General features: G+C 69.6%; 11 protein-coding genes. 6 read left to right on the forward strand and 5 right to left on the reverse strand.

The window, feature by feature from the left end; translation table 11 throughout:
• Positions 1–13: 13 nt before the first annotated feature.
• Positions 14–1,309 carry a flavin-containing monooxygenase gene (locus FR943_RS03370; RefSeq protein ID WP_217154901.1) on the reverse strand — a complete coding sequence of 432 codons (1,296 nt, stop codon included), beginning with the start codon at positions 1,307–1,309 and terminating at the stop codon, positions 14–16.
• A 95-nt stretch (positions 1,310–1,404) separates the two neighbouring features.
• Here FR943_RS03370 and FR943_RS03375 point away from each other — a divergent pair, with 95 nt between their 5' ends.
• The 5 genes from FR943_RS03375 to FR943_RS03395 are packed head-to-tail and all read left to right on the forward strand — an operon-like array spanning position 1,405 to position 5,639.
• Entirely contained in the window at positions 1,405–1,806 is a 402-nt protein-coding gene (locus FR943_RS03375) for a MerR family transcriptional regulator (RefSeq protein WP_217154902.1), read from the forward strand.
• Between the two features lie 45 nt (positions 1,807–1,851).
• Positions 1,852–2,847 carry an HAD family hydrolase gene (locus FR943_RS03380; RefSeq protein WP_217154903.1) on the forward strand — a complete coding sequence of 332 codons (996 nt, stop codon included), beginning with the start codon at positions 1,852–1,854 and terminating at the stop codon, positions 2,845–2,847.
• On the forward strand, positions 2,844–3,338 hold the full coding sequence (locus tag FR943_RS03385) for a PH domain-containing protein (RefSeq protein ID WP_217154904.1): 495 nt from the start codon (positions 2,844–2,846) through the stop codon (positions 3,336–3,338). Before FR943_RS03380 ends, FR943_RS03385 begins: the two co-directional genes overlap by 4 nt.
• Complete coding sequence (locus FR943_RS03390; RefSeq protein WP_217154905.1) at positions 3,335–4,798, forward strand: PH domain-containing protein; 1,464 nt, start codon at positions 3,335–3,337, stop codon at positions 4,796–4,798. The genes FR943_RS03385 and FR943_RS03390 overlap by 4 nt, the downstream gene beginning before the upstream one ends.
• A 25-nt stretch (positions 4,799–4,823) precedes the next feature.
• Positions 4,824–5,639: an HAD-IIA family hydrolase gene (locus FR943_RS03395; RefSeq protein WP_217154906.1), complete on the forward strand. Its 816-nt coding sequence runs from the start codon at positions 4,824–4,826 to the stop codon at positions 5,637–5,639.
• 131 nt (positions 5,640–5,770) lie between these two features.
• Here the strand turns inward: FR943_RS03395 and FR943_RS03400 are convergent, their stop codons facing one another.
• Positions 5,771–7,984 (reverse strand): DUF1214 domain-containing protein, encoded by a 2,214-nt coding sequence (locus FR943_RS03400; RefSeq protein ID WP_217154907.1) that lies wholly within the window; start codon positions 7,982–7,984, stop codon positions 5,771–5,773.
• A gap of 93 nt (positions 7,985–8,077) precedes the next feature.
• The gene (locus FR943_RS03405; protein ID WP_217154908.1) at positions 8,078–9,784 is read right to left on the reverse strand and encodes a DEAD/DEAH box helicase; all 1,707 of its coding nucleotides are present in this window, start codon (positions 9,782–9,784) and stop codon (positions 8,078–8,080) included.
• A 223-nt stretch (positions 9,785–10,007) separates the two neighbouring features.
• Between FR943_RS03405 and FR943_RS03410 the strand changes: the two genes are divergently transcribed.
• Positions 10,008–10,817: a sulfotransferase family protein gene (locus FR943_RS03410; RefSeq protein WP_217154909.1), complete on the forward strand. Its 810-nt coding sequence runs from the start codon at positions 10,008–10,010 to the stop codon at positions 10,815–10,817.
• A 77-nt stretch (positions 10,818–10,894) separates the two neighbouring features.
• Here the strand turns inward: FR943_RS03410 and FR943_RS26590 are convergent, their stop codons facing one another.
• Positions 10,895–15,661 (reverse strand): beta strand repeat-containing protein, encoded by a 4,767-nt coding sequence (locus FR943_RS26590; RefSeq protein ID WP_217154910.1) that lies wholly within the window; start codon positions 15,659–15,661, stop codon positions 10,895–10,897.
• Between the two features lie 782 nt (positions 15,662–16,443).
• Positions 16,444–24,228, reverse strand: coding sequence for a beta strand repeat-containing protein (locus FR943_RS03420; protein WP_217154911.1), 7,785 nt, complete (start codon positions 24,226–24,228; stop codon positions 16,444–16,446).
• Positions 24,229–24,814: the final 586 nt, after the last annotated feature.

Below are 24,814 nucleotides of genomic sequence, written 5' to 3' on the forward strand. Positions count from 1 at the left end.
TGGTCCGGCCGTCTCACACCGCTGAGATCAGTGAGGCCGATGACCGCGTGCGCATGACGTGATCGATATGGATCTGCCCGGCGATGAACCGCGCGTTGTCCGCTACGGCGGCCAAGCCCGTCCGGGCAAGCGAGTTGCCTTCGGGCAGCCCGGCGTAATACAGCCCGGGCAGTGCGCCCAGCATGCCGCCGCGCTGCAGCGGTACCCCGTCCTCGTCGAGCGCTTGAGCGGGCAGTATCCGGTAGTCGGGCCGGAATCCGGTGCACCACACAATGGTTGAAATGTCGTGCTGTGCCAGGTCGAGCCGGGTACCGAAACCCGCGATCACGTCGAGATCCACCGCGGGTGCCGGTGGCTGCGCGGGTACGACGAAGCCGCGCTGGCGCAGCCCGGCGTCGATCTTGTCGATCACGGCACGGAACGAGAGCGCCGATTCCTCGGCGACGTCGACGACGTTGTCCGCCAGCGTCAGTACGGTTCCGCGGGCCCCGCGCGCCGAACCGACAAGGACGACGCCTTTGGCGGCCAACGTGCCGAGATTGAGTTCGGCGGTGCCAAGCCTGTTGCCGCACACCGGCAATCCGGGAAGCCGTGCTCCATCGGCGGCCCCGGCGGTGACGAAGTCGTCGTACAGCGAGAACGCGTGCATCCATTCGTGGATGGTGCGGCCACGGTGGCAACGGGGCCAGGCGCGGTGTCGCCCCACCGACAGGAAGACCCGTCGTCCGGCATCGCTGAGTTCGTCGGCGATCTGCTGACCGCTGATGCCGGCACCCACCACCAGGACCGCCCCGGCCGGAAGCGAGCCCGGATTGCGATAGTCGGCCGAATGGACTTGGTGGATCGCCGAAGCGACGTCGCAGGACAGGCTGGGCTTGCGCGGCTGGGCGTAGCCGCCCACAGCCGCGACGAGGTTGCGTGATTCGACCGTCGCGCCGTCGTGCAACCGGGTCCGGAACCGCACGTCGTCCTCGGGTGAGCCCGGACCGCCCTCGACGGCCTGTACCGGGGCGTGCTCACGGACCACCAGGTTGCGGTCCCGCACATAGTGGCGCAGATAGCCGGCCACCTGTGGGCCCGAGGGCAGGGCGAGCGGGTCGTCGCCGTCGTAATCCCACCCGGGCAGCCGGATCGACCGGTTTCCGCTGCCGACGAGCAGGCTGTCCCACCGCTCATGCGCCCATCGTTGGCCGATCTCGCCCTTGTCGAACACGATCGCCTCGTGGTCGATTTCCTGTAGTGCTCCGGCCACCCCGCAGCCTTGCTGACCTGCTCCGATGATGACTGTCTCGCAGTATTCGGTTCCCATGGGAGGGCCTTTCTTTCCGCGCCGATTAGTTAGGGTGGCCTAACCAGAACATTTCAAGTCGGCTTGAAATCAAGGGCCGTGAGCGCGGTGGTGACATGAGTGATGACGACTTCATCGGCATCGGTGCGGCTGCGCGACGGTTCGGTCTGGCCGAATCGGCACTGAGGTACTGGGAGAAGCGCGGCCTGCTGCACCCTGCCCAGCGCCGGTCCAGTTGGCGGTTGTACGGCCCGGAGCAACTCCACCGGATCGGGCTGATCAAGATGTGGCGGGAAAGCGGCCTCATGAGCCTCGACGAGATCGCCACGATTCTCACCGTCGGCGACCATGACTGGCGTGACGCCGTCCGGGACCGCCTCGATGCCATCCAGCGTCAACAGGATCGGTTGGCGAAAGCCAGGGACCACCTTGAGCACTTGCTCACCTGCCCGGACGAGAACCCCGCCGAAGACTGCCCGTACCTGCGTGCGATGACATCTGGGTACCAGGCCCGGTGAAACGGATGCTGGACGGCACCCCGGCGCCATAGCAGGGTGGGAGCCATGCGCAATGTGATCGCGGTTCTGCTGAGCTTGCTGCTGACCGTGACCGGCTGCACCTCGGGCGAGGGCACGGCCGATCCGTTGTCCGCGTGGAACGACGTGCCGGCCAAGACGTCGATCACGGAGTTCGTCGAGCGGGTCACCACCGGCGACACCCCGGACTTCGTCGAACCGGAGGACCGCATCGCGGTGTTCGACAACGACGGCACGCTGTGGGCGGAGGCGCCGCTGCCCTTCCAGGCCGCGTTCGTCATCGACGAACTCAAGCGTCGGGCACCGCAGGAACCAGCGCTGGCCGCCGACCCGATGGTGCAGGCAGCGCTCAACGGGGACGTGGCGACCCTGCTGGCCGGGGACCGGCACGAGGGTCTGTTGCACGTGCTGGCGCTGACCCACACCGGCATGACCACCGGCGAGTTCGACCAAGCGGTGACCAACTGGTTGGCGCGCGCTCGGCATCCGCGCTTCGACCGACCGTACGACCAGCTGACCTACGCGCCGCAGCAACAGCTGCTGTCCTATCTGCGGGACAACGGTTTTCGTACCTACATCGTCTCCGGCGGCGGTGCCGACTTCATGCGGGTTTTCTCCCAACGTGTCTACGGCATCCCGCCCGAGCAGGTGGTCGGCTCGACCGGCACCACCAGATACGAACTGCGCGATGGCAAGCCGGTACTCGTCAAGACCCTGGATTACGTCTTCGTCGACGACAAGGCAGGCAAGCCATCGGGGATCCACGAATTCATCGGGCGCCGGCCGATCCTGGCCGTCGGCAACAGCGACGGGGACCAGGCGATGCTGGAGTACACCACGATCGACAACCCGCTGCCCAGCCTCGGCGTGCTGGTGCACCACACCGACGCCGAGCGGGAATACGCTTACGACGCCGATCCGCCGGCTTCCGGAAAGCTCGTCACCGCGCTGCAGGAAGCCGGCCCGCGGGGCTGGACCGTCGTCGACATGAAGAACGATTGGAACACGGTGTTCGCCCAGTGAAACTGACCGATCCCGCACATCCGCCCAGCCGTAAGGCCCCACTGGTGTGGGCGCTCAGCGCCGCCATCCCATGGGCGTTCCTGGGCTTCGCCCAGCTGATCTGGCTCGTGCTGGACCGGCGGATGCTGTGGCTGCACGGCCTCGCCGCGCTCGCCACGATCCTCGGCGCGGTGCTGTTCATCGTGGTGGTGCCGATGTGGCGTTTCCGCGTGCACCGCTGGGACATCCACGTCGGATCCGGCACACCCGCGGTGTACACCCGCACCGGGTGGCTGGTGCAGGAGCGGCGCATCGCACCGATCTCGCGGGTGCAGACAGTGGACACCTACCGCGGCCCGCTGGACCGGCTGTTCGGCCTGGCCAACGTGACGGTGACGACGGCCTCCTCGGCCGGCGCGGTGCGCATCGTGGCGCTGGACGACGACGTCGCCGAGCGGGTGGTGGCGCAGTTGACCGACATCGCCGCGATCGGCGAACAGGACGCGACATGACAGGGCCGGCTGTCGAGCCGGCCTGGCAGCGGCTGAGCCCACGTATGCTGCTGGTGCACCCGGTCCACGAAGTGCTGCAACAGATTCCACTGCTCATCGGTGCGGTGGTGCTCGGCTCGGCCACCGGCAACTCATGGTGGACGATTCTCGCGCTGGCCGCCACCGTCGGCGTCGGGCTGGCCCGCTGGTTCACCACCGGCTACCGCATCGAACCCGACGAGGTGCAGCTGCGCACCGGCCTGCTGCAACGCAAGGTGCTGTCGGTGCCGCGTAACCGGATCCGGTCGGTGTCCACCGACGCCCGGCTGCTGCACCGGCTGCTCGGGCTGACCGTGCTGCGGATCAGCACCGGGCAGGAAGCCAAGGGCGACACCGCATTTGCCCTCGACGCGGTCGAGGCGCAGCAGGTGCCGCGGCTGCGGGCGATCCTGCTGGCCGATGCCGTCCCGGTCGCCGACACCCCGGCCGGCCGCGAACTGGCCCGCTGGCAGCCGTCGTGGTTGCGATACAGCCCGCTGAGCCTGACCGGCCTGGCCATGATCGCCGCCGCGGTGGGCGTGGTGTATCAGGCCGGAGCTGGTGCGGCACTGGAGGATTCAGCAGTCGCACGATCGGGTGTGGCGGTGGCCGAACGCCTGGGTGTGCTGCTCAGCGTGATCGTGGTCGTCGCTGCGGTGCTGCTAGCCTCGGTGGTGTTGTCGGTGTCGAGGTCGTTGCTGACGTACGGGAATCTGGTACTGCGGCGCGATTCCGACGTGCTGAACCTGCAGCACGGGCTGGTGCGGCTGCGCGAACACACCTACGACATGCGCCGGATGCGTGGCGGCACACTGCGGGAACCACTGCTGGTGCGGGCCTTCGGCGGGGCGCGGCTGGACGCCGTGATGACCGGTGTCGGCGGCGAGGGCGAGGCCTCACTGCTGCTGCCGCCGTGCCCGGCCGGCACCGCCCGGGCTGTGCTGGCCGAGCTGATCGACAACCCCGGGGTGGTGAATGCCGCCCTGCTGGGCCACGGCCCGGCCGCGGTGCGGCGGCGTTGGACCCGGGCCCTGACGCTGCCGGTCGTGCTGGGCGCGGCCATGCTGGTGCTCGGCGTGCCGGCCTGGGCCTGGGCGCTGTGGGCGGTGCTCGCGGTGGCGGCGGGGTGCCTGGCCGCGGACCGGTCCCGATCGCTCGGCCATCTGGTGCGCGACGGCTGGCTGGTGGCCCGCGCCGGCAGTGTTGAGCGGCGCCGCGATCACCTGGACACCGCCGGGATCATCGGATGGACGGTGCGCCAGACGTTCTTTCAGCGTCGTGCCGGGGTGGCGACCCTGATCGCGGCGACCGCGGCGGGGGAGAAGCGGTACGCCGTGCTCGATGTTCCCGCCACGCAGGCCTGGGCCGTCGCGGTGGCCGCCTCACCCTGGGTGGCCGACAACGGCTGGGCCGGCGGGGTGGCGGGCCCCGAGTTGCGCTGAACTCGCCGCCGTTTACTGTCGCTGCATGGCTATCGGTGGAGTGCTCTTCGACATCGATGGTGTGCTGGTGACCTCCTGGCAGCCCATCGACGGCGCAGCGCAGACGTTGCGGGTGTTGGAGGAGCACCAGATCGCCCGGTCCTACCTGACCAACACCACCACCCGCACCCGCGCGCAGATCGCCGAATTGCTGTCCGCGGCCGGTATGGAGGTTGCCGCCGATGAGGTGATCACCGCGGCGGCGTTGACCGCCGAGTACGTGCGGGACCGCTACCCGGGCGCCCGATGCTTCCTGGTCAACAGCGGGCAGATCGGCGAGGACATGGCCGGCGTCGACGTCGTCTACTCCAGTGAGTTCACCGGGCCGCGCGCACCCGAGCCGCCGGATGTGGTGCTGCTCGGCGGAGCCGGCCCGGAGTACAACCACCTCACCCTGAGCTGGGTGTACGACTGGATGGCCCAAGGGGTGCCGGTGGTGGCCATGCACCGCAGCACCGCCTGGAACACCAGCGACGGCCTGCGCGTCGACACCGGCATGTATCTGACCGGGATGGAGGCGACCTCCGGCCGCAAGGCCACCGCCGTCGGCAAGCCCGCCCCGGAAGGGTTCCTGGCCGCCGCCAACCGACTGGGCGTCGACCCCGACGAGATGTACATGATCGGCGACGACCTCAACAACGACGTGCTGGCCGCGCAAGTCGTGGGGATGGCCGGGGTGCTGGTGCGTACCGGCAAGTTCCGTCAGGACACGTTGGACCGTTGGGCGGCCGACGAATTCGCGATGCAACCCAACCATGTCATCGATTCGGTGGCCGATCTGCCCGAGTTGTTGGGGTTGTAGGGGTTATCGCCCCGCGGGCTGCCGCCTCCTCCGCGCGGCCGCGCCGCCGTTTTCCACCCCTGGGTCGTAGATTTTGGCTGAGCGCGACCCCTGGGTAGAAATCAGCGAGCAGCCGATAGGTGGAGTACCCGCTACACCGTGTAACGCTTGTAGTAGCCGGCCTGCCGGTCGGCGATCTGCTGCTCGCGGTCGTAGACGTCCTGGTTGTCCTGCACGTTGTCCTTGACGTCGTCGAGTTTGACCACCGTCGTCGTCACCGTCGGCGCGTCGCTCGAATCCGGGTCGACGCCCTGGAACCGGATCGAGATCGTGCCCTGGTTCAACCCACCGGTGGACACCCAATTCGCCACGCCCGGATCATTTTTGGAGATCACCACGGTGTAGGTGCCGTCGGGGTTGCCGTTCTCGTCGAGGTTCTGGATGGCCTGCCCGTTGTTGAGGCTGGTCTGCTGATCCCAGTAGTTGTCGGTGATCGTCCAGTCGTTGTAGACCGGCACGCTGAAGTACGTCGCAGTGCCCGGATCGATGGTGACGATCATCGCCTCGTCGTCGGCCAACTGGAAGTACCCGGCACTCTGCAGCTGGGTGGACAGGAACGCCGCGTTGTGCGCCGGCTCGGACAGCGTGTTCGGCTCGCGCAGCTCCCCGGTGACCGGGTCGGTCGTGGCGACCTGCATGTAGGTGTTCTCCCCGCTGATCCCGGTGACGAGCATGAGCAGCGCCGTCTCGGTCGACGACAGCAGCAGCGGAGCCTTGTCGAATGCCGGGATCAGTGAGACCAGATTCAGCAGCGCCGAATTCTCCACCACCGCAGGCCCGATGCCCGGAATCGCGAACCCGCCGATCTGCCCGAACAGGCTCTCCGGCGGACCGCTCACCCGTTCGATCGTCAGTGTCATCGGCTGCTGGGTGTCCCAGTCGGACATCGTGTTGCGGGTGGTGAGAATCGTTGCGTTGGAAGGCAGTTGCAGGTGGTTGGTCTCGCCGTCCTCGGCCGGCCGGGCGCTCACCGTGATGACGAAGTCGCCGTTCTCGTCGACCACGATGTCCTTGCCGCTGAGATTGGCCGCGGTGGTGCCGGTGATCCCGGTCAGCACACTGATGTTGGTGTCGGTCGGGTCGGTGCCGGGCTCGATGTGGCCCCTGATCACATACTCCGACGCCGCGTTGACGCCGCTGAACCGATAGACGGTATCGGGGTTGTCGTACCAGACCCGGGTGCCACCGGCATCCTGCCCGTACCAGCTGTGCGGCGGGTTCACCTGCAGCAGCAGCTTCGGATCGTTCGAGTTGAGCAACAGGAACTCGGTAGCGGACTGGTTGGCGTATTCATCGGCGGCCTTGTTGAGCTGCGCCAGGTTCGCGGCATCCGGGCCGCCCACCGTGGCGAAGTTCTTCATGGCCTGGACGTACCAGGCCACCTTCAGTACCGCTTTGGCCAGCTGCACGACGGGCGTATTGACGATCTGGCGGACCTGCTGCTCGGCGGCCAACTGCTCTTCGGTGGCCAGGGTGCTGTCGGTGGTCTGCGAGGCGGAGGTGGTGGTGCTCTGCACGGCGGTGGCCTGGACCGCGGCGGGACTGGTGCTCGCCACGCTGCTGGACGTCACCAGTTGACTTTGCCGCCGCGTCCAGCCCAGCGCCGTCCACAGGGCGATGTTCTCAATCGGGTTGGGCGCCTTGGGGGATCGCGGGGCCAGCCCCTCCAGCGACAGGACGGTCGACAGCAACCCGGGCCGGGGTGCCGCCGCGGCCGGGGCCAACCGGGTGGCCTTCGGTGTTGGGGTGAACACCTGGGTGGCCACCGGCTCCACCGCCGTCGTGGCTGCGGTGGTGCTCGCCGGCTCGACGGCCTCGGCTTGCGGCGTGGCGACAGGTTCTTCGGCGGCCGGTTTGTCGGTGTGGGAGGTGGCGGTGACCGTCCGCGTCACCGCGCGCTGCCCGGTGACGGGCGTGGCCGAACGACTGGACTGGTCGGCCTTTTCGGTGTGTGCAGCGGCCTGCTCGGAGGTCGCCGACCGGCGCTTCTTGACCTTCGACGCGCTGACCTTGGCCGCGGGCTCGGCGGCGTCGGGCCTGTCGGTGGTCTTGCCGGCCAGCTTGCTCTTCACCCGGTCGGCGCGGTGCTCTGTGTCCTTCTGGGCACCCTTGCGGGGCCCCGTCCGCGACGACGACGAGTGCGTGGAGGCCGAGTGCGATGAGGCCGACGAGTCCGAACCGCCGGTGTCCGCTGTGGCGATCGCGGCGCTGTTGCCCAGTGCCGCACCGATACCGAGTGCCACCGCGAGGGCGCCGACCCGGCCGATGAACCGTGCGCCGTCGGCGGTACTGGACGTCGACATCATGTCGCCTCCCCGAACAGTTCTGGCTGTCACAGAACGCAATTGGCCGACTGTAACAAGTTCCAGTTCGGTCGCGGGGCGGTTTGACGAGACCCGTCAGGCCTTCAGCGTCCGGATCGCCTCGATGCGTGCCTTGAGCTGATCGGTGGTCGCGGCGGCCACCGGCGGCCCACCACAGATGCGTCGCAGCTCGTTGTGGATCCAGCCGTGCGGCTTGCCGGTGCGATGGTGCGCGATGGTCACCAGCGCGTTGAGTTCCCGACGCAATTCCCGCAACTGGCCGTGCGTGGTGCGCGGCGGCGGCGGTCCGCCGGCCACGGCGGCGTCGGCCGTGCGCTTCGTGAGTTGTTCATCTTGCCTGCGGCGCAACAGGTCTCGCATCTGTTCGGCATCGAGCAGGCCTGGGATGCCGAGATAATCGGCCTCCTCGTCACTGCCGGCCGGGGTCGCGGTGCCGAACGATGCGCCGTCGAAGATGACCTGGTCCAACTCGGCGTCGGCGCCCAGGTACTCGAAACCGTTCTCCAGTTCGCTCTTCTCGTCCTGGCGCTTCTCGGCGGCTTCGAGTGCCTCGTCATCGAGCCCGTCGGACTCGCGATGCGGCTTACCCAGCACATGGTTGCGCTGAGCTTCCATCTCACTGGCCAGCAGCAGCAGGTTGGGCACCGACGGCAGAAAGATGCTGGCGGTCTCACCCGGGCGGCGGGACCGCACGAAGCGGCCGATGGCCTGTGCGAAGAACAACGGCGTCGACGCGCTTGTGGCATAGACGCCGACCGACAGCCGCGGCACGTCGACACCCTCGGAGACCATGCGCACCGCGACCAGCCACCGGCCCGTGCCCTCGGAGTACTGGCTGATGCGATCGGAGGCGGTCGGGTCGTCGGAGAGCACCACGGTGGGCGCCTCGCCGGTGATCTTGGTCAGCAGATCGGCGTAGGCGCGGGCCGTGGTCTGGTTGGTGGCGATGATCATGCCGCCGGCGTCCGGCACATGCTGGCGCTTCTGCTGCAGACGCTTGTCAGCGGCGGCGATGACGGCGGGCATCCACTCGCCGGCGGGATTGAGCGCGGTGCGCCAGGCCCGCGCGGTCTGCTCGGCGGTCAGCGGCTCACCGAGGCGGGCCGCATGTTCCTCGCCGGCACTGTCCCGCCAGCGTGCCTCACCCGAATAGGCCAGGAACACCACCGGGCGCACCACGCCGTCGGCCAGCGCATCGGCGTAGCCGTACACGTGGTCGGCCTGTGAGCGCTGGAACCCGCCCTCGTCGGGCTCGTAGCGGACGAACGGGATCGGGCTGTCGTCGCTACGGAACGGGGTCCCGGTCAGGGACAGGCGTCGGGTGGCGTCGTCGAAGGCTTCGCGCATTGCGTCGCCCCAGCTCTTCGCGTCTCCGCCATGGTGGATCTCGTCGAAGATCACCAGCGTCTTGCGGTTCTCGGTGCGCACCCGGTGCCGCGTCGGGTGGCTGGCCACCTGGGCATAGGTGACGACGACACCGTGGTATTCGGCCGAGGTCTGCGAGTTGGAGTTGCTGAACTTCGGGTCCAGCGCGATGCCGTTGCGGGCCGCCGACTGCGCCCACTGGATCTTGAGGTGCTCGGTGGGCACCACCACGGTGACCGCGTCGACCGTGCGGTCGTTGAGCAGTTCGGCCGCGATCCGCAGCGCAAACGTGGTCTTCCCTGCGCCCGGCGTCGCGACAGCCAGGTAATCCCGCGGTTTGGCCGTCAAATACTTCACCAGCGCCTTGCGCTGCCAGCCCCGAAGTGCCTGGGTGCTGGGCGCTGCATCAGCCCGCACCCAAGGCCTCCTCTCAGTCGGAATGCAGTCTAGGCCAGTGCGTTCCGCCGGCGCATCTCTGCAGGAAAGTGTCGGGCGTGTCGGCAGCAAACCCCCGTTTCACCGCCGATTTCTACCCCAGGGTCGCGCGCGTCGCGGTGGAGCAGCCCTGTGGTAGAAACCGACGACACGTTCCGGGCCGAATTCGGGCGGTGCCTCCGGCGGCCGTGGGAGACTGCTGCCGGTGACGGCTCTTCATTTCATCTCGGGCCTACCGCGCTCGGGGTCGACACTGCTGGCGGCGCTGCTGCGGCAGAACCCGCGCGTGCAGGCGGGGATGTCGGGCCCGCTGGCCGGACTGTTCGACGCCCTGGTCGCCCAGATGAGCCCCCGCAACGAATTCTCGGTGTTCCTCGACGACGCCAAGCGGCGGCGCATCCTGCGCGGGTTGTTCGACAGCTTCTACGCCGACAGCCCCGCCGAGGTGATCTTCGACACCAACCGCGCCTGGTGCGCGCGGATGCCGGCCATCGCGCAGTTGTTCCCGGACGCGAAAGTGATTGCCTGCGTGCGGGAGATGCCATGGGTGATCGACAGCATCGAGCGGCTGGTGCAGCGCAACGTGTTCAGCCCGTCGTCGATCTTCAACTACAGCCCCGGCGGCACCGTCTACACCCGGGCCAACGACGTCGCCGCCCAGGACGGCATGGTCGGCGGGCCCTATGACGCCCTCAAGCAGGCCTGCTACGGCGGCCAGCGCGACCACCTCCTGCTGGTGCAATACGAAACCCTGACCACCGAGCCGGCCAAGGCCATGCACGCCATTTACGACTTCATCGGTGAATCGGTGTTCGAGCACGACTTCGGCCACGTCGAATACGACGTCACCGAGTTCGACGAGCGGGCCGGCACGCCCGGGCTGCACACCGTGCGCGGGCAGGTCAAAGCCGAACCACGCGAAACCGTGCTGCCGCCGGACCTGTTCAATCGCTTTGTCCACGACGCGTTTTGGCGTGACCCGAGCATGGTGCCGGCGGGCCTGCGCGTGGTGTGAGGTGCAACGGGCGAGATAGGAAAGATCCCGGACCGCGATGGCCCGGGGTCTTTCCGTTGTGCTGCTCCGCTATCTGGTCAGGGGTTGTTGGATCCCGGTGTGCCGACGACCACGTCACCGTCGGCATCGGAACCGGACGCCGTGATTGCTCCGGTGCCGCCGTTTCCGCCGGTGATGCTCGTACCCGTCCCGGTTCCGCCTTCGCCACCCGTCGCCGAGCTGTCGGTGACATCGAAGCCGTTGCTCGCGGAGATTGTCCCAGCACCTCCGGCGCCACCGCTGCCGCCGTTGAGACCCTCGCCGGCGGCGCCGCCCCGGGCGACGCTGTCGGATATCGATCCTCCGCCGGTGAGACTGATGTTCGCACCGCCGCCGACCGCGGTGTCAGAGTTGGTGCCTGCGATTGCCTGGCTGTCGGTGATTTTGCCGGGTTCTGTTGTTGGGTTCGGGGTTGGGTCTTGGATCGTGATCAGCGCGTTCTGTCCGGTCTTGGTGCCCACGGCATCACCAGCGGTTGCGACGGTTCCGCTGATCTCGGATTTTTCGCCCCACGCTCTGATCTGGGCGTTACCGCCGTGGCCGCCGTTTGCACCGACCACCCCGTTTGCGCCGTCGCCGCCGGTAGCCGTGCCCTCGGAGTACGCCCCACCCGGAGCGCCGCTATTGGCCCTGCTGACATGCACGTTGGCGATGCCGCCGTTTCCTCCGACCGCGCCGGAGCCGGTACCCGACCCGGAAGCTCCGCCGATAGCGGTTCCTTCCGCACGCCCGTTCGAGACACCACTCCAGATCTGACCGGTCGCAAGACTGCCGCTACCGCCTTGGCCGCCGTTGATCCCGTCGCCACCGCGGCCGCCCTCGGCGTAACCGCTCGCCGAAGCGTTCTGCACGGAGACGGCTGCGCCCCACGCAGACCCGATCATGATGTTGCCCGAACCGCCGATTCCGCCTTTACTCCCGGCGCCGTTGGCGTTACCGCCGTCACCGCCTATCGCCGTTCCCTCGACAGAGCCGCCCGAATCTGGGTTGGCCCCGGTGTTGTTGGTGTAGCCGGCCTGAACGAAGCCACCTGCGCCGTCGCCGCCGATGCTCCCGGCTCCGTTGGCGCTACCGCCGTCGCCGCCGTCCCCGTCGCCATCAGCCGTGCTGCCGGCGATGAATGCGAAGACGCCGCCGTTGGCGCCGTCACCGCCCTCGCCGCCGTTCTCGGCGTCGCCGCCGTCACCGCCCGTCCCGGTACCGGTCGCCGTGGCGTTGGTGTTACTGGCCCACACCCGCCCGGCGGCGGCGTTTCCGCCAACACTCGACGTTCCGTCGGCGGAACCGCCTTCGCCGCCGGTGCTTTCGCCCTCTGCTGTGCTGCCGACACCACTTGCGACTACCTCGCCGAAGCCGCCGGTACCGCCCTTGCCGCCGTTCTCGGCGTCACCGCCATCTCCGCCGTGTGCCTCGCCGCTCGCGGAACTGCCGGCGGCGGTGGCATTGATCTGGCCGAAGGCACCCGCACCACCGACACTGCCCGCGCCGGTGGCATCGCCCCCGTCGCCACCGGTGACCGTGCCATCGGTGACCGTGCCGTTGGTGGCCGTCGCCCTGGCTTCCCCGCCGACACCGCCCACGCCGCCGTCGTCGTCGCCAGCACCGGCGTCACCGCCGGTGATGTGGGTGTTGGTGATGGAACTGCCCGAGCCGGTTGCCGCCAAATTGGCCGCACCGCCGGCAGCGGTGTCCGAACCGTCCCCGCCGGTCGCGGAGCTGTCGGTGATGGTGCCGCCACCAGAGGCCCTCGCCGCCGCGTTTCCGCCGGCACCGCCAGCCCCGGCGTCACCGCCGGTGACCTGGGTGTCAACGATGGAGCTGGGTGTACCGCCGCTGGCGTTGATGATGGCGCTACCACCAGTGGCCTGGGTCCCCGTGTTGCCGTCACCACCGTCTGCAACGCCACGGAGGACCTGGTCGTCGTTGCCTTGGGCCCTGATACTCCCTGCACCACCAGCACCACCGTTGACGCCGTCCTGGCCGTCCCCGCCATCGCCACCTGTCGCGGTGCCGTTAGCGTTGCTGCGGAGGCCGGCACCGCTGCTGTTTTGCCCGGAACCGATGAGGGCGTCACCGCCGGCGCCACCCGTAACGCCGGTGCCGGTTCCGTCCCCGCCGTTGCCGGAGGTGACAGTGCCGCTGGCTTCGGAATCGTTGCCGCCGGCCGTGATCTGCGCTCGCATAAAGGCCTGACCAACGATGTAGCCGCCGCCGGTTCCACCGTCCGCACCGTCGCCACCGTTGCCGCCGTACGCGCTGCCGCTGGCCGTGGAGCGGTCGCCGGAAGCGATCACGGTGGCGAAGCCGCCGGCCCCGCCGTGGCCGCCTGTCGTCCCTGACCCGCCGGCACCGCCGCGGGCGTAACCGCTGGCGTTACTGTCATCGCCGCGGCCGGCGTAAAGCCCGGTTTGGATGAACGCATTGCCGCCGTTTCCGCCGGTGCTACCGACTCCGTCGGCGTACCCGCCCTCACCGCCGACGGCGTCGCCGTCGGCTGTGCTACCCGACCGCTGCGCGACCACCCCGCCGGTGGCACCGGCACCGCCCACGCCGCCGTTGCTGCCAACTCCACCGGCACCGCCGGTGCCCGTGCCGTTGGCGGTGCTGTCGGCGGCTGTGGCGGAAACCGTTCCCGCGCCGCCGGCGCCACCGCTCCCGCTGCCGATCGCGTTGCCGCCCGCTCCGCCCCGGGCTGTGCCGGTGGCACTGCTGTCCGCCCCGGTTGCGGAGAGCGTGCCGGTGGCACCCTTACCGCCAGTTCCGCCGACCGCGGTCGCCGAACCATTGCCACCGGCCCCGCCGGCGCCGCCGAACGCGTCACCGTCGACTGTTCCACCGTTGGCAGTGCGTAGGACGGCTCCGCCGCCGCCGCCGCCGCCGCCACCGCCGTACTGGGCGCTGCCGGTGCCTCCGGCCCCGCCGGTGCCGGCGGTGGCTTCCCCGATGATGTTGTCGCCGTCTACCAGTGCATATCCGTCGCCGCCTTCGCCGCCGTTACCGCCGACGCCGCTGGCGGTTCCGTTGTTGCCCGCGGTGCCGTCGGAGCCGAGGAAGCCGAAGTGTCCGCCGCCGGTGCCGGCCGCCCCGCCGATACCGCCGGTGCCGTTGCCGCCGGATCCGCCGGCGCCGCCGTCTCCACCGTTGAGGTGGGTGGCGTTGCCGTCGGCGCCTGCCCCGCCGTTGCCGCCTCCGCCGCCGTCGCCACCGTCGCCACCGTTGCCGCCGCTGGCGAAGAAGAATCCGGTGGCGTTGCCGCCGGCGCCACCGTTGCCGCCGGTGCCGCTGCCGGCGCCGCCGTCCTCACCGTTGCCGTTGCCGTTTCCGTAGTCGACGCCCCAGACGCCGTCTCGGCCGTCGGCGCCGGTGAGGCCGTTTCCGCCGCGGCCGCCATCGCCGGCGATACCGAAGAACCAACCGGGGGCGTTTCCGCCGTCGCCACCATCGCCGCCGGTGTTGCCGGCCACGCCGCCTGCGGCTGCGCCGCCATCTCCGCCGTCTCCGCCGAGACCCATGAAGCGTCCGCCGGCACCGCCGTCGCCGCCGTCGAGGCCGGCCCAGCCCGCCCCGCCTTCACCGCCGTCGCCGAACCAGCCGGCGTCGCCGCCGTCGCCGCCGGCCTGCGCGGTGGACACCCCGTCGTAGCCGTCGCCGCCGTCACCGAACCACAAGCCGCCGTCACCGCCATCGGGATTGTCGACGGTGCCGTCGGCGCCGTTGCCGATCAGGAACTGGCCCGAGATGTGGTTGATCGCGTTGGCGATACCCGATCCGATTGGGCTGACAACCCAAAACTGTTGTCCCGCATTGTGTAGCGGCTGGTAGACCAGCCAGTTGATGATGTCTGCGGCGTCAAACGAAGCCGGGCCCAGCAGGGTCGTCACGGCAGGGGCAGCAGCGTTCGGGGTCAGGGTTTGGCCGCTGAGCGCCGAGGGTTGGACGTTGGGCGCCAGCCGGTTGAGGTTGTCCTGGGTGATCACCGACTGGCGGCGCACCCAGGCCATCACGGCCCACACGCCCGGGACGTCGGCAGGTTGGTTGGGTGCGTTGGGGGACAGGGTTACGCCGAGGTTGATCGCCGAGAGCAGCCCGGTGATCGGGTTGCTCGGTGCTGCCGGTTGCGGGGTCTGCTCTTCGGCCGGCGGGGCGACGAACGCGGTCGCGCGCTGGGTGCTCGGAGCGAGATCTCCCAGTCGATCGCTGAGTGAGTCGCTCGCTACGACAGCCTCGGGTTGGGTGTCGTCGGCCGTGGGCGACTTCGTCAGTGCACCGGCAACTCGTGCGGTCCGTTCGACGAGTCTGTCGGTTGTGGGTTCGCGATTCGATTGCGGTTTCAGGACTTTGGGCGCCTCGGTGGCCGCCGGCGATTTGTTGTTGTCTTGGGGCGTGCTGTTGTCATCAGCATCATCAGCGGCCCCGACGTTGGTGCCGGTCGGGGTGAGTCCGGCGCCCTCGGCGATGTCGTTGAGGGTGTCGTTGACGTTCTTGGTGACCTCGTCGGCCCGGGCACGAAGGCGTTCTTGCCATGCTTTGGTGCTAGGGCGCCGTGGCGTGTCGACCGTGGGCGTGTCTTCGTCGGCTTCATCGGTCGCAGTGCTGCCGGTGCTGCCGGTGGTCGTCGTGCTCCCGGTGGTGGTGCGGGTGTTCTTGGTCTTGGAGGTGACGTCGCTGCGCGAGCCAGTACGAGAAGTGTTGCCCGCAGACGCTTTTGGCTTCTCGGCTTTGGACTTGGCTTTCGCAGTGCCAGAACTGGAGTTGTTGTCGCTGTTCGAGCCCTCGGTGTTGACGAGCATCACGTCCGCGGTCACCGACCTCATCGTCGGCGAATCCGGGCCCAGCAAAAGCATGACGCCAGCACCTGCCAACGCCAGGCTTGCCAATCCGGCCGTGGCGATCGAGCCGGCCGGAGTGCGTCGACCATGTACGCGCGCAACGTTGTGTTTCCCCACCGTTTTCCCTATCTGCAGCATGAATAATGAGTGCTCCGTCAATGGAACTGGCGGGGCTGACACCACTCACCTGGCTACGTAGTTCAGGGGCGAGAGGTCCCCGAGGGCGCTGCCGGCATGAGCGAAGTTACGCAGGGTGTGCCGAAATCTCAGGTGTTTCTCAGGGGGTACGTGCAGATGTTTGCAGAGGAAAACAACTAGCGCGGGGTGCGGTATTGCCGCAAAGGTCAAAAAGGCGAGAATCATGCAGGTAAACGACGATCTTGAAGTTAGCTGGCAAATTATTTGCTCTTCAAATTTCCGCCGCTACCGATGTCTCAGGTTGTCGTGCAGCTGAAGGGCCATGTGGCAGTGGGTAGTTGGGGGAGGTCAATCGGGGCGGGGTTGTTCCTTGGCGGGCCGTGCGCGGACGAAGCGCCGCGTCGAGTTAGCCGGCCGCGCCGTGATTGCTCGCCTGGTGGAGCATCGAGCGAAGACCGAGATGTGCCGTCGCCGCTTTCTGCGTGATGGTCGCTGCGCTGCGGTCGCAACAGCCCTGAGGTGGAAAGCGACGAGTTCGCTTGATGGCCAACGCAAAACGCTCGGCCGGGGGTGTCCCGGTCGAGCGTTTTGCGTGAACCCTGAGCGGTCAGGGGTGATATCTACGGCGTCTGCGGGTTGTCCGCACCTGCGGTGAGGTTGGCGGTCGTGCCAATAACCTCGTCGCCCGGAGTGGCCGTAGCCGGGATGTCTCCGAACGATGCCGATTGGGTCAGGTTGGTGGCCTTGCCTCCCGTCGCTCCGTCGCCGACGCCGCCCTTACCGCCGATGACGGTGTTGTCGGTGTAGGTAGCACCTTCCTGATCAGCGAAGCTGTACGCGCCGACCTGGAAGTAGCTGCCCGTGCCGCCCGTACCTCCGTTGATACCGTCGCCGCCATCGCCGCTCGTCGCTTCGTTGCCGATCGCCTTGGCATTTGGTCCCAGCGCACTCAGCGAGGAGAACTGCACGACGCCATTGTTGCCACCTCCAGCGCCGCCCTTACCTCCGTTGATGCCGTCTCCGCCTGACCCGCCGGTAATGGTGCCGTCGACTTCAGCGTTTTGGCCGGTAGCTTGCAGCGCCACCTTGCTTCCCTCGCCGCCCTTCGAACCGGGTGTGCCGTACGCGTTGCCGCCATTGCCGCCCTGCGAGGTGCCGTGGGCCAAGGAATTGTCACCTGGGAGCGGTGTGAAGTTGGGCGTACCGGTGGGGGAGCCAACCGGCGGGGAAACGACGAACGTGCTCCTACCCGCGTTGATGTTGGAACTGCCCCCATCGCCGCCGGTATTGCCGGCACCATCGACGTGACCGCCGGCACCGCCAGTCGAATCACCGTACGCCGTGCCGCCATTCCAGGTCTGGACGAGCGCAAAGCCACCGTTCCCGGCGATGCCCCCGGCGGCAGCGGTGCCCTCCGGGTTGCTGTCGCCCGTGCCACTGTTTCCTCCGGCTCCGCCGGTGGCGGCCGCACGATGATCTGCGGTGCCGCTGTGCCCGCCGAGTGAGGCATCCAATGTGGCCGAGCCGCCCGAGCCGCCCGTGCTGCCGTCACCGACCCCGATACCGCCGGCGCCGCCCGTGGCCTCGCCGATGGCGCTGCTATCTGCGCCCACAGCCGTGACGTTGGCTGCTCCACCGTCACCGCCGCCGGCAGCCAGACCCGTGCCCTGGCCGTCGCCTCCATCGCCGCCTTGCGCGAGGGTGTCTGCATCCCCGGCCTGGCCGCCGCTCGAAGCGGTAATGAAGCTGTCTCCGCCTTTGCCGCCCTGGCCCGGGTCGCCATCGTCGGTGATGCCTTCGCCGCCTGCCCCGCCCTTGGCGGTTCCGGTAGCGACAGTTTTGTCGGTACTGCCGAATCCGGCGTAGATCTTGGCCCAGCCGCCTTCGCCGCCCACCGAACCAGCGCCGCTGGCGTTGCCGCCCTCACCGCCTTCTGCGTAGCCGCTGGCAGTGCTGCCGCCATCTGGCGTCCAGTAGGTGCCTTCCGCGCGGATCCAACCGTCGCCGCCCTGGCCGCCTTGGGCCGCCAAGCCGTCGGCGTCGCCGCCGTTGCCGCCCTTGACCTCGCCGGAGGCGGTGCGATCCGGATTCAGCGAGGAGATCCAGCCCAGGCCCCCGGCGCCGCCGCTACCGCCGGCGGTGGCGTCACCGCCGTCACCGCCAGTGGCCTTGGCATTGCCTTCAACCGTCGCTCCGTTGACACCGAACAACCAACCGTCGCCGCCGGTGCCGCCGGTGCTGCCGTCGCCGGTACCGGTACCGCCGGCACCGCCCTGCGCGATTCCCTCGACATGAGCGTTCGGGTACGGAGCCGTGCCCGGTCCGGGGTCACCGTAGGTGTCGACGTATCCCCAGCCTCCGTCGCCGCCGGTTCCGCCGTCCCGGCCGTCACCGCCACGACCACCGGTGGCTTCGCCGCCGGCAACGGTCTGGTCGCCAAAGGCGCGAATGAACGCACCGCCGCCGTCGCCGCCGGTTCCGCCGTCTATCCCATCGCCGCCACGGCCACCGAGAACGTCACCACTGGCCTCACCGGCGCCGGAGGTCCGGCCCGCAAGGAGAGAGGCGTCGCCACCGGCACCACCGTGGCCGCCGTTGATTCCGGAGCCGCCGTCGCCGCCCTGGACAGTGCCGCTGGTTATCTCGCTGCCCGCGACCGTCGCCGTAGCGGTGGCATCGCCGCCCGCACCGCCGACGCCGCCTTCGGTGTCGCCGAAGCCGGCGTTACCACCGATCGCCCGGACGTCGGTAATCGACCCGCCATTAGTGGCTTGCACCACTGCGTCACCGCCGTCTGCGCCTGCGGTGCCGTTTCCGCCGACCGCGCTGCTGTCGGTGATGGTGATGTCGGTGTCGGCCACGTCGGAGCCATTGCCGGCATGGCCGATCCGGCCGATACCACCGGCGCCGCCATTGAGACCGTTGCCGCTGTCACCACCGTCACCGCCTGTGGCAGAACCATTTTCGACTTCGCTGCCGTAGCCGCCGGCGCTGACCCGGCCGGTGCCGCCGGCGCCGCCGGTGTAGCCGACCCCGCCAACGGTGATGCCGTCGCCGCCGTCCCCGCCCTGGGCGGTGCCGGTGACACTGCCACCGCCGCCGCCCTGCATGTCGGCGCGGATCTGCCCGTCGCCACCGATACCGCCGGTGCTGCCGATGCCGATGCCGTCGCCACTGTCACCGTTGATCGCGGTACCGCCGGCGTGGGCGTTTTCGCCGAAGGCCGCGATCTGGGCGTAGTAGGTGTACCCGCCGCCGGTTCCGCCTTCGATGCCGTTGCCACCGTCGCCGCCGCGGACCAGGCTGTCGGGGTCGACAGTCGCGCCCTCGCCGGCGGCGTAGATGCGGGCGCCGTGGCCGGCCCCGCCGCGTCCACCGGTGATGCCGTCGTCCGCCGTGGTGGCATCGCCACCGTCACCGCCGATCACGGTGCCCGCAGCCGAACCGCCGTCCTGGTAGTAGGCGCCGGTGGACATGCGGGCCGAACCACCCAGGCCGCCAACGCTGTTGACGCCGGTTCCCTTGCCGCCGTTGCCGCCGGTGACCACGCCCGTGACGTCGCCGCCGACATGGGCGGTGTGGTCGTTGGTCTGGTACAGCGTCCACATCTCGGCTGTACCCCCGGCGCCGCCGCGGCCGCCATCGGCGCCGTCTCCACCGTTCCCGCCGGTGACCGTGCCGTTGGTGACCGATCCGTTCAGTTGAGCGATGGCCTCGGCGTCACCGCCGGCACCACCGATACCACCATCGGCGTCACCGCTGCCGGCGTTGCCGCCCTTGACCGTGGTGCCGCTGATGTCGCCGGCCAACCGATCCTCGGTACCGTCGGCAGCCAGCGACGCCAGGGTGCCACCGGCGATGATGCGCGCTGCACCACCGTTGGCCGAATCCGAGCCGTTCCCGCCGATGGCGTCGCTGTCATCGACCGTGCCGGTGTCAGTGGCCAAAATCGAAGCGGCGCCGCCATTTCCGCCGGTACCCGCGAGGCCACCGGTGGCGGTGCTGTCGGTGATGGAGCTGCCGGTCCCGGTAGCGGTGATGGTGGCCGCTCCGCCGAGCGCGGTCTCGGAGTTCTCCCCGACGGTCGCGGTGCTGCCGGAGATCGAGCCGCCGTCGGTGGCACGCACGGTCGCGTAGCCGCCGAACCCGGCGGCGGTGCTGTCGCCGGCGTCGGCCTTGCTGTCAGAAATGGTCGCGTTGATCGCTTCGACCTTGGCGATGCCGCCGTTGAACTCGGCGGCGTCTCCGCCGAGGGCGGTGCTGCCGGTGATCTTGCCGCCGCTGGCGGGGACACCGTACTCGCCGGCCCACACGTAGGCCTGCCCGCCAAGAGCATTGGCGTGGTTGCCGCCGTCGGTGGCGTCGCCGCCGGCCCCGGCTGTCGCGGTGTTGCCGGTCGCGATGCTTCCGTCGCCGAAGGCCACGATCCGGCCCTGGCCTCCGGTACCGCCCTTGCCGCCGGCTTCGGCCGCGCCGCCGTCACCACCGATGGCCGTGCCGCCGGCCTCGCTGTTCACACCCCAGGCCTGGACGTTGCCGATGGTGCCGTTGCCGCCGACGCTGCCGGTGCCGGTGGCATCCCCACCGTCACCGCTCTGGCCCTTGCCGCTGGCCTTCGCATTGGTGTTGAGAGCCGCGACCTGGCCGCTGCTGCCGTTGCCGCCGGTGCCATCGAGCAGTCCATCGCCGCCGTCACCACCGAGGCCGGTGCCGTCGGCGTCGGCGCCGGTGCCGCCGGCGATCACATTGCCGAGACCGCCGGTGCCACCGGTGCCGCCACCGGTGGCAGTACCGCCGTTACCGCCGATTGCCGTCCCGCCGGCCGTGCCGTTGTTGCCGCCCAGGCTGCCCTGCTTCCAACCGGCTTGGATGCTGCCGGTGCCGCCCGCGCCGCCGACGCTGCCGACGCCGTCACTTCCGGCGCCTGTGGCGTCACCGCCGACGCCGCCGGTGGCGACACCGGATGCGGTGCCACCTGTTCCGCCGGCCAGCCCGGCGCTGATCTCGGCGTACCCGCCGTCGCCGCCCTGGCCGCCGTCGGACCCGACACCACCCGCGCCGCCGGTGGCACTCGCGTCGGACACCTTGCCGCCCTTGTTCGCGCCGACCAGGGCAGCACCACCGTTGCCGCCGATGCCGGCATCTCCCTGGCCGCCAGCCCCGCCGGTGGCGTCACCGACGGCTTCGCTGCCGGCCCACTTGGCCGAGATGGTGCCCGTTCCACCGTCACCGCCGGTGCCGCCGTTGAGGCCGTCGCCGCCGGCCCCGCCAGTGGCGGTCGAATCGGCGTCCCCGGCCACCTCGTCCTGGGCGGAGGTGATGATCTTCGCCACGCCGCCGTCGCCGCCGGTGCTGTCGGCACCCGTTGCGTCACCGCCATGGCCGCCTACGGCCGTGCCCTTGACATCGCTGCCCCCGTAGCTGCTTGACGCCTGGAGCCAAGCCTGGCCGCCGTCGCCGCCGGCCGCGTTGGTGCCGGTGGCGGCGCCGCCGTCACCGCCGGTTGCATCGCCGATCGCGGTATTGGCTTCGCCGGGGTTCACGTAGGTGCCGGTCGCCGTCACCACACCCCGACCGCCGTCGCCGCCCACAGCGCCGGTGCCGTCCGCGTCGCCGCCGCTACCGCCGGTCGCGTTGCCGTCGGCCAACCGCTTGTCGTTGATGGCACGGACCCAGCCCATGGCCCCGTCGCCACCGGTGCCGCCATTCGTGGCGTCGCCACCCTCACCGCCTTGGCCGGTGCCGGTCGCGGTGGCGTTGCCGATGGCGAACACCCAGCCGTCACCGCCCAGGCCGCCTTGGCTACCTGCGCCGGTGCCGTCACCACCGTCCCCGCCGTAGGCCTCGCCGTCGATGTGGCCCTCGGAAGGTGAAGTGCCCGGGCCGAAGTCACCGTAGCCGGCGTCGAGGAGTCCCCATCCGCCGTCGCCGCCCTTGCCGCCATCGAGGCCGCCGTTACCACCGTCGCCGCCCTCAGCGATGCCGGTCGAGGTGGTGTTGCTGCCGACGGCCCTGATCCAGCCGCCACCGCCGGTCCCGCCGGTACCACCTTCGGAGACAAGGGAGCCATCGCCGCCCTTGCCGCCGGCACCGCCTGTGGCCGTGGAGGTTTCGTCGCCGGCGGAACCGCCGACAGCCCCGAAGATGGTGGCGCCGCCGCCACCGCCGCCGCCACCGCCGCCGTAGCCCGGTCCGCTGGCCGTGCCTGCGGCGCCGGTGCCGCCAGCGCCCCCGGTGCCGCCCTTCACGGTGCCGGCTGCTGCGCTGTTGGGATCGGTGTCGTGATCGAGCAACTCTTCGCCGGTGCCACCGGATCCACCGGCGCCACCGGCGCCGTATGTGCCATCAGTCGTGGTTGTGGTGCCGCCGGTGCCGCCCGCCCCGCCGGTGCCGCCGGCCTGGGCGAGTCCAGCGGTCCAGCCGGTCACGCCACCTTCGCCGGCGCCACCCGTGCCGCCGTCACCGCCGTCACCGCCGATGGGGCCGTCGCCGCCGTCACCACCGCGCCCGCCGGTGCCGGCCACCAGCTCGCCGCTGCCCCCGACGCCGTCGCCACCGCGGCCGCCCTCACCGCCGAGTCCACTGAACGCGCCGGATGCGCCAGTCACCCCATTGCTGACGAGGAAGCTGAAGGTCCCGGAGCCGACACCGGCCGCACCACCGACTCCGGCGTTCACGCCGGAGGCGCCGCCCTTGCCGCCGTCGCCGCCGTCGTACTCACCGAGGTCCGCGTCACCGATCGCGCCCGCACCGCCGGTGCCTCCGGTGCCGCTCTTACCGCCGGCCCCGCCGTCGCCGCTCTTGACGAAGAGGAACCCGGTGGCGTCACCGCCCTTACCGCCATCGCCACCGGCGCCACCGTCACCGCCGTCCTCCCCGTTGCCAAACCCGTTGCCGTAGTCGACATTCCAGTCGCCGGTTGCACCGGTGAGGCCGTCGAGGCCGTCGCCGCCGCGCCCACCGTCACCGGCCATGCTGAACAGCCAGCCGGAGGCGTCGCCACCGTCACCACCGCTGCCCGCGGCCAGGCCGTCCCGCGCCGCGCCGCCTTGACCACCGGTGCCGCCGATACCCATGAACGTGCCGCCGTCACCGCCGTCGCCACCATCGAGGCCGGCCCAACCATCGCCGCCCTCACCGCCGTCACCGAACCAGCCGGCGTCACCGCCCTCGCCGCCGGCCACCCCGGTGGCCACTCCGTCGTAGCCGTCGCCGCCGTCACCGAACCACAGGCCGCCGTCGCCGCCGTCGGGGTCCGCCGCGGTGCCGTCGGCGCCGTTGCCGATCAGGTACTGCCCGGAGATCTGGTTGATCGCATTGCCGAGGCCCGAGCCGATCGGGCTGACGACCCAAAACTGTTGTCCCGCATCGTGCAGCGGCTGGTAAACCAGCCAGTTGATGATGTCTGCCGGGTCATACGAGGCCGGCCCGGCGAGCGTGGTCACCGTCGGTGCCGCGGCCGTGCGGGCCAGGGTCTGGCCGCTGAGCGCCGACGGTTGGACGTTGGGCGCGAGTCGGGTGACGTTGTCCTGCGTCACCACCGACTGCCGGCGCACCCAGGCCATCACGGCCCAGGCCGCGGGAACGTCGGCGGGCTCGGTCGGGGCGTTGGGCGCGAAGATGGTGCCGAGGGTGACCGCCGACAGCAGCCCGGTGATCGGGCTGACCGGCGCGGCTGGTGCCGGGGCGGGAGCCGGCGCGACGAACGCGGTCGGCTCACTGGCGGGCGAGGCGGAATCATTCGATTCGTCATCGAGCGAACCGGTGGTCGCTGTGGCGTCCAACTGTTCGTGGTCGGTGTCCTTGGTCAGGGCACTCTTCAGCTGTCCGGTGACTTCGGTGGCGCGGTTGCTGCTGACCGGACCCGGCAGCGCGTTGGCGTGTTTGCGCCCGCGCAGCGCCGAGTTCAGCTGGTCGACCGCATCGGACTCGGTGAATTCAGAGTGCTTCTGGTCCCGCCGTGAGTCACGGGCTTCGTCGCCGGCGTCGGTATCCGCGCGGGGGCCGGTGTCTCCGGCAGCGTCCTGGAGAGCCTCGGTGGCCTCGTCGAGGGCCTTCTTTGCCTCGGCGGCCTTCTCGCTCAATCGTTCGCGCACCTGCCGGCCGACGGAGCGCGGTGTTTTCTCGGCGGTGGAGTCGGAGTCGGAGTCGGAACCCTGCGTCGTGGTGCCGGGGACGCGATTAGTTCCGGTGGTGGTCTTGGCGTCGACGCGACCCGGCTTCTTGCCTTTGGTTTTGTTCTTGGCGGTGCCCGCGGTGCCGGGCGATTTACCTGCGCTGGAGTTGGCGCTGCTGTCGCCGGACGGCCCCTCGGTGTTGACGAGCTTGACGTCCGCGGTCACCGATCTCATCGTCGGCGAGTCCGGCCCCAACAGCAGCATGACGCCGGCACCTGCCAACGCCACGCTTGCCAAGCCAGCGGTCGCGATCGGACCTGCTGCGTTCTTCCGCCCACGGCCTCCGGTGACGCTGTGCTTACCCACGTTCTCCCCACTCTCCGACAGCACCGATTAACGCAACCGTCAATATTTCGACAGAAGCGGAAATCAGGTTGCTGACGACGTTGCTCCAGTAAGTGAAATCCCCTCAAGGTCGAGGGGTGACTCCCTCGGCTAGCGAAGAAATCTACGCACCGACAGCCCGAAATCTCAGTTTTTTCTCAGGTGGTTCTGGGCGGTAGTTGCATACGCAATCAGTTAAGCGATCCTCTTGCTTGCCGCAAGTCTTCGGGGGTGCCCAAACCTGCAGATAGATCAAGATTTCGCAATTTGCCAGAAATTTGTTGCCGGGGTAAAACGTCTCGCTGAGACAGTTGCTGGTCCGGCGTGGCCCGCCTGAATGGCACTGTGGCCGTGGGGAACCTGGCCGAACCCGTCAAAACAGGTGGTCACTGTCCGTTGGATGCGGCGCCGGAGGCGCGGCGTGAGGACTTGGCCAGACGGCTTCATGGGCCGGGCTGCCGGTTCGCTCGGCGAATGCCCGCCGGCTCGC

The organism is [Mycobacterium] fortunisiensis, from assembly GCF_019050325.1.
Classification (GTDB): domain Bacteria; phylum Actinomycetota; class Actinomycetes; order Mycobacteriales; family Mycobacteriaceae; genus Mycobacterium; species Mycobacterium fortunisiensis.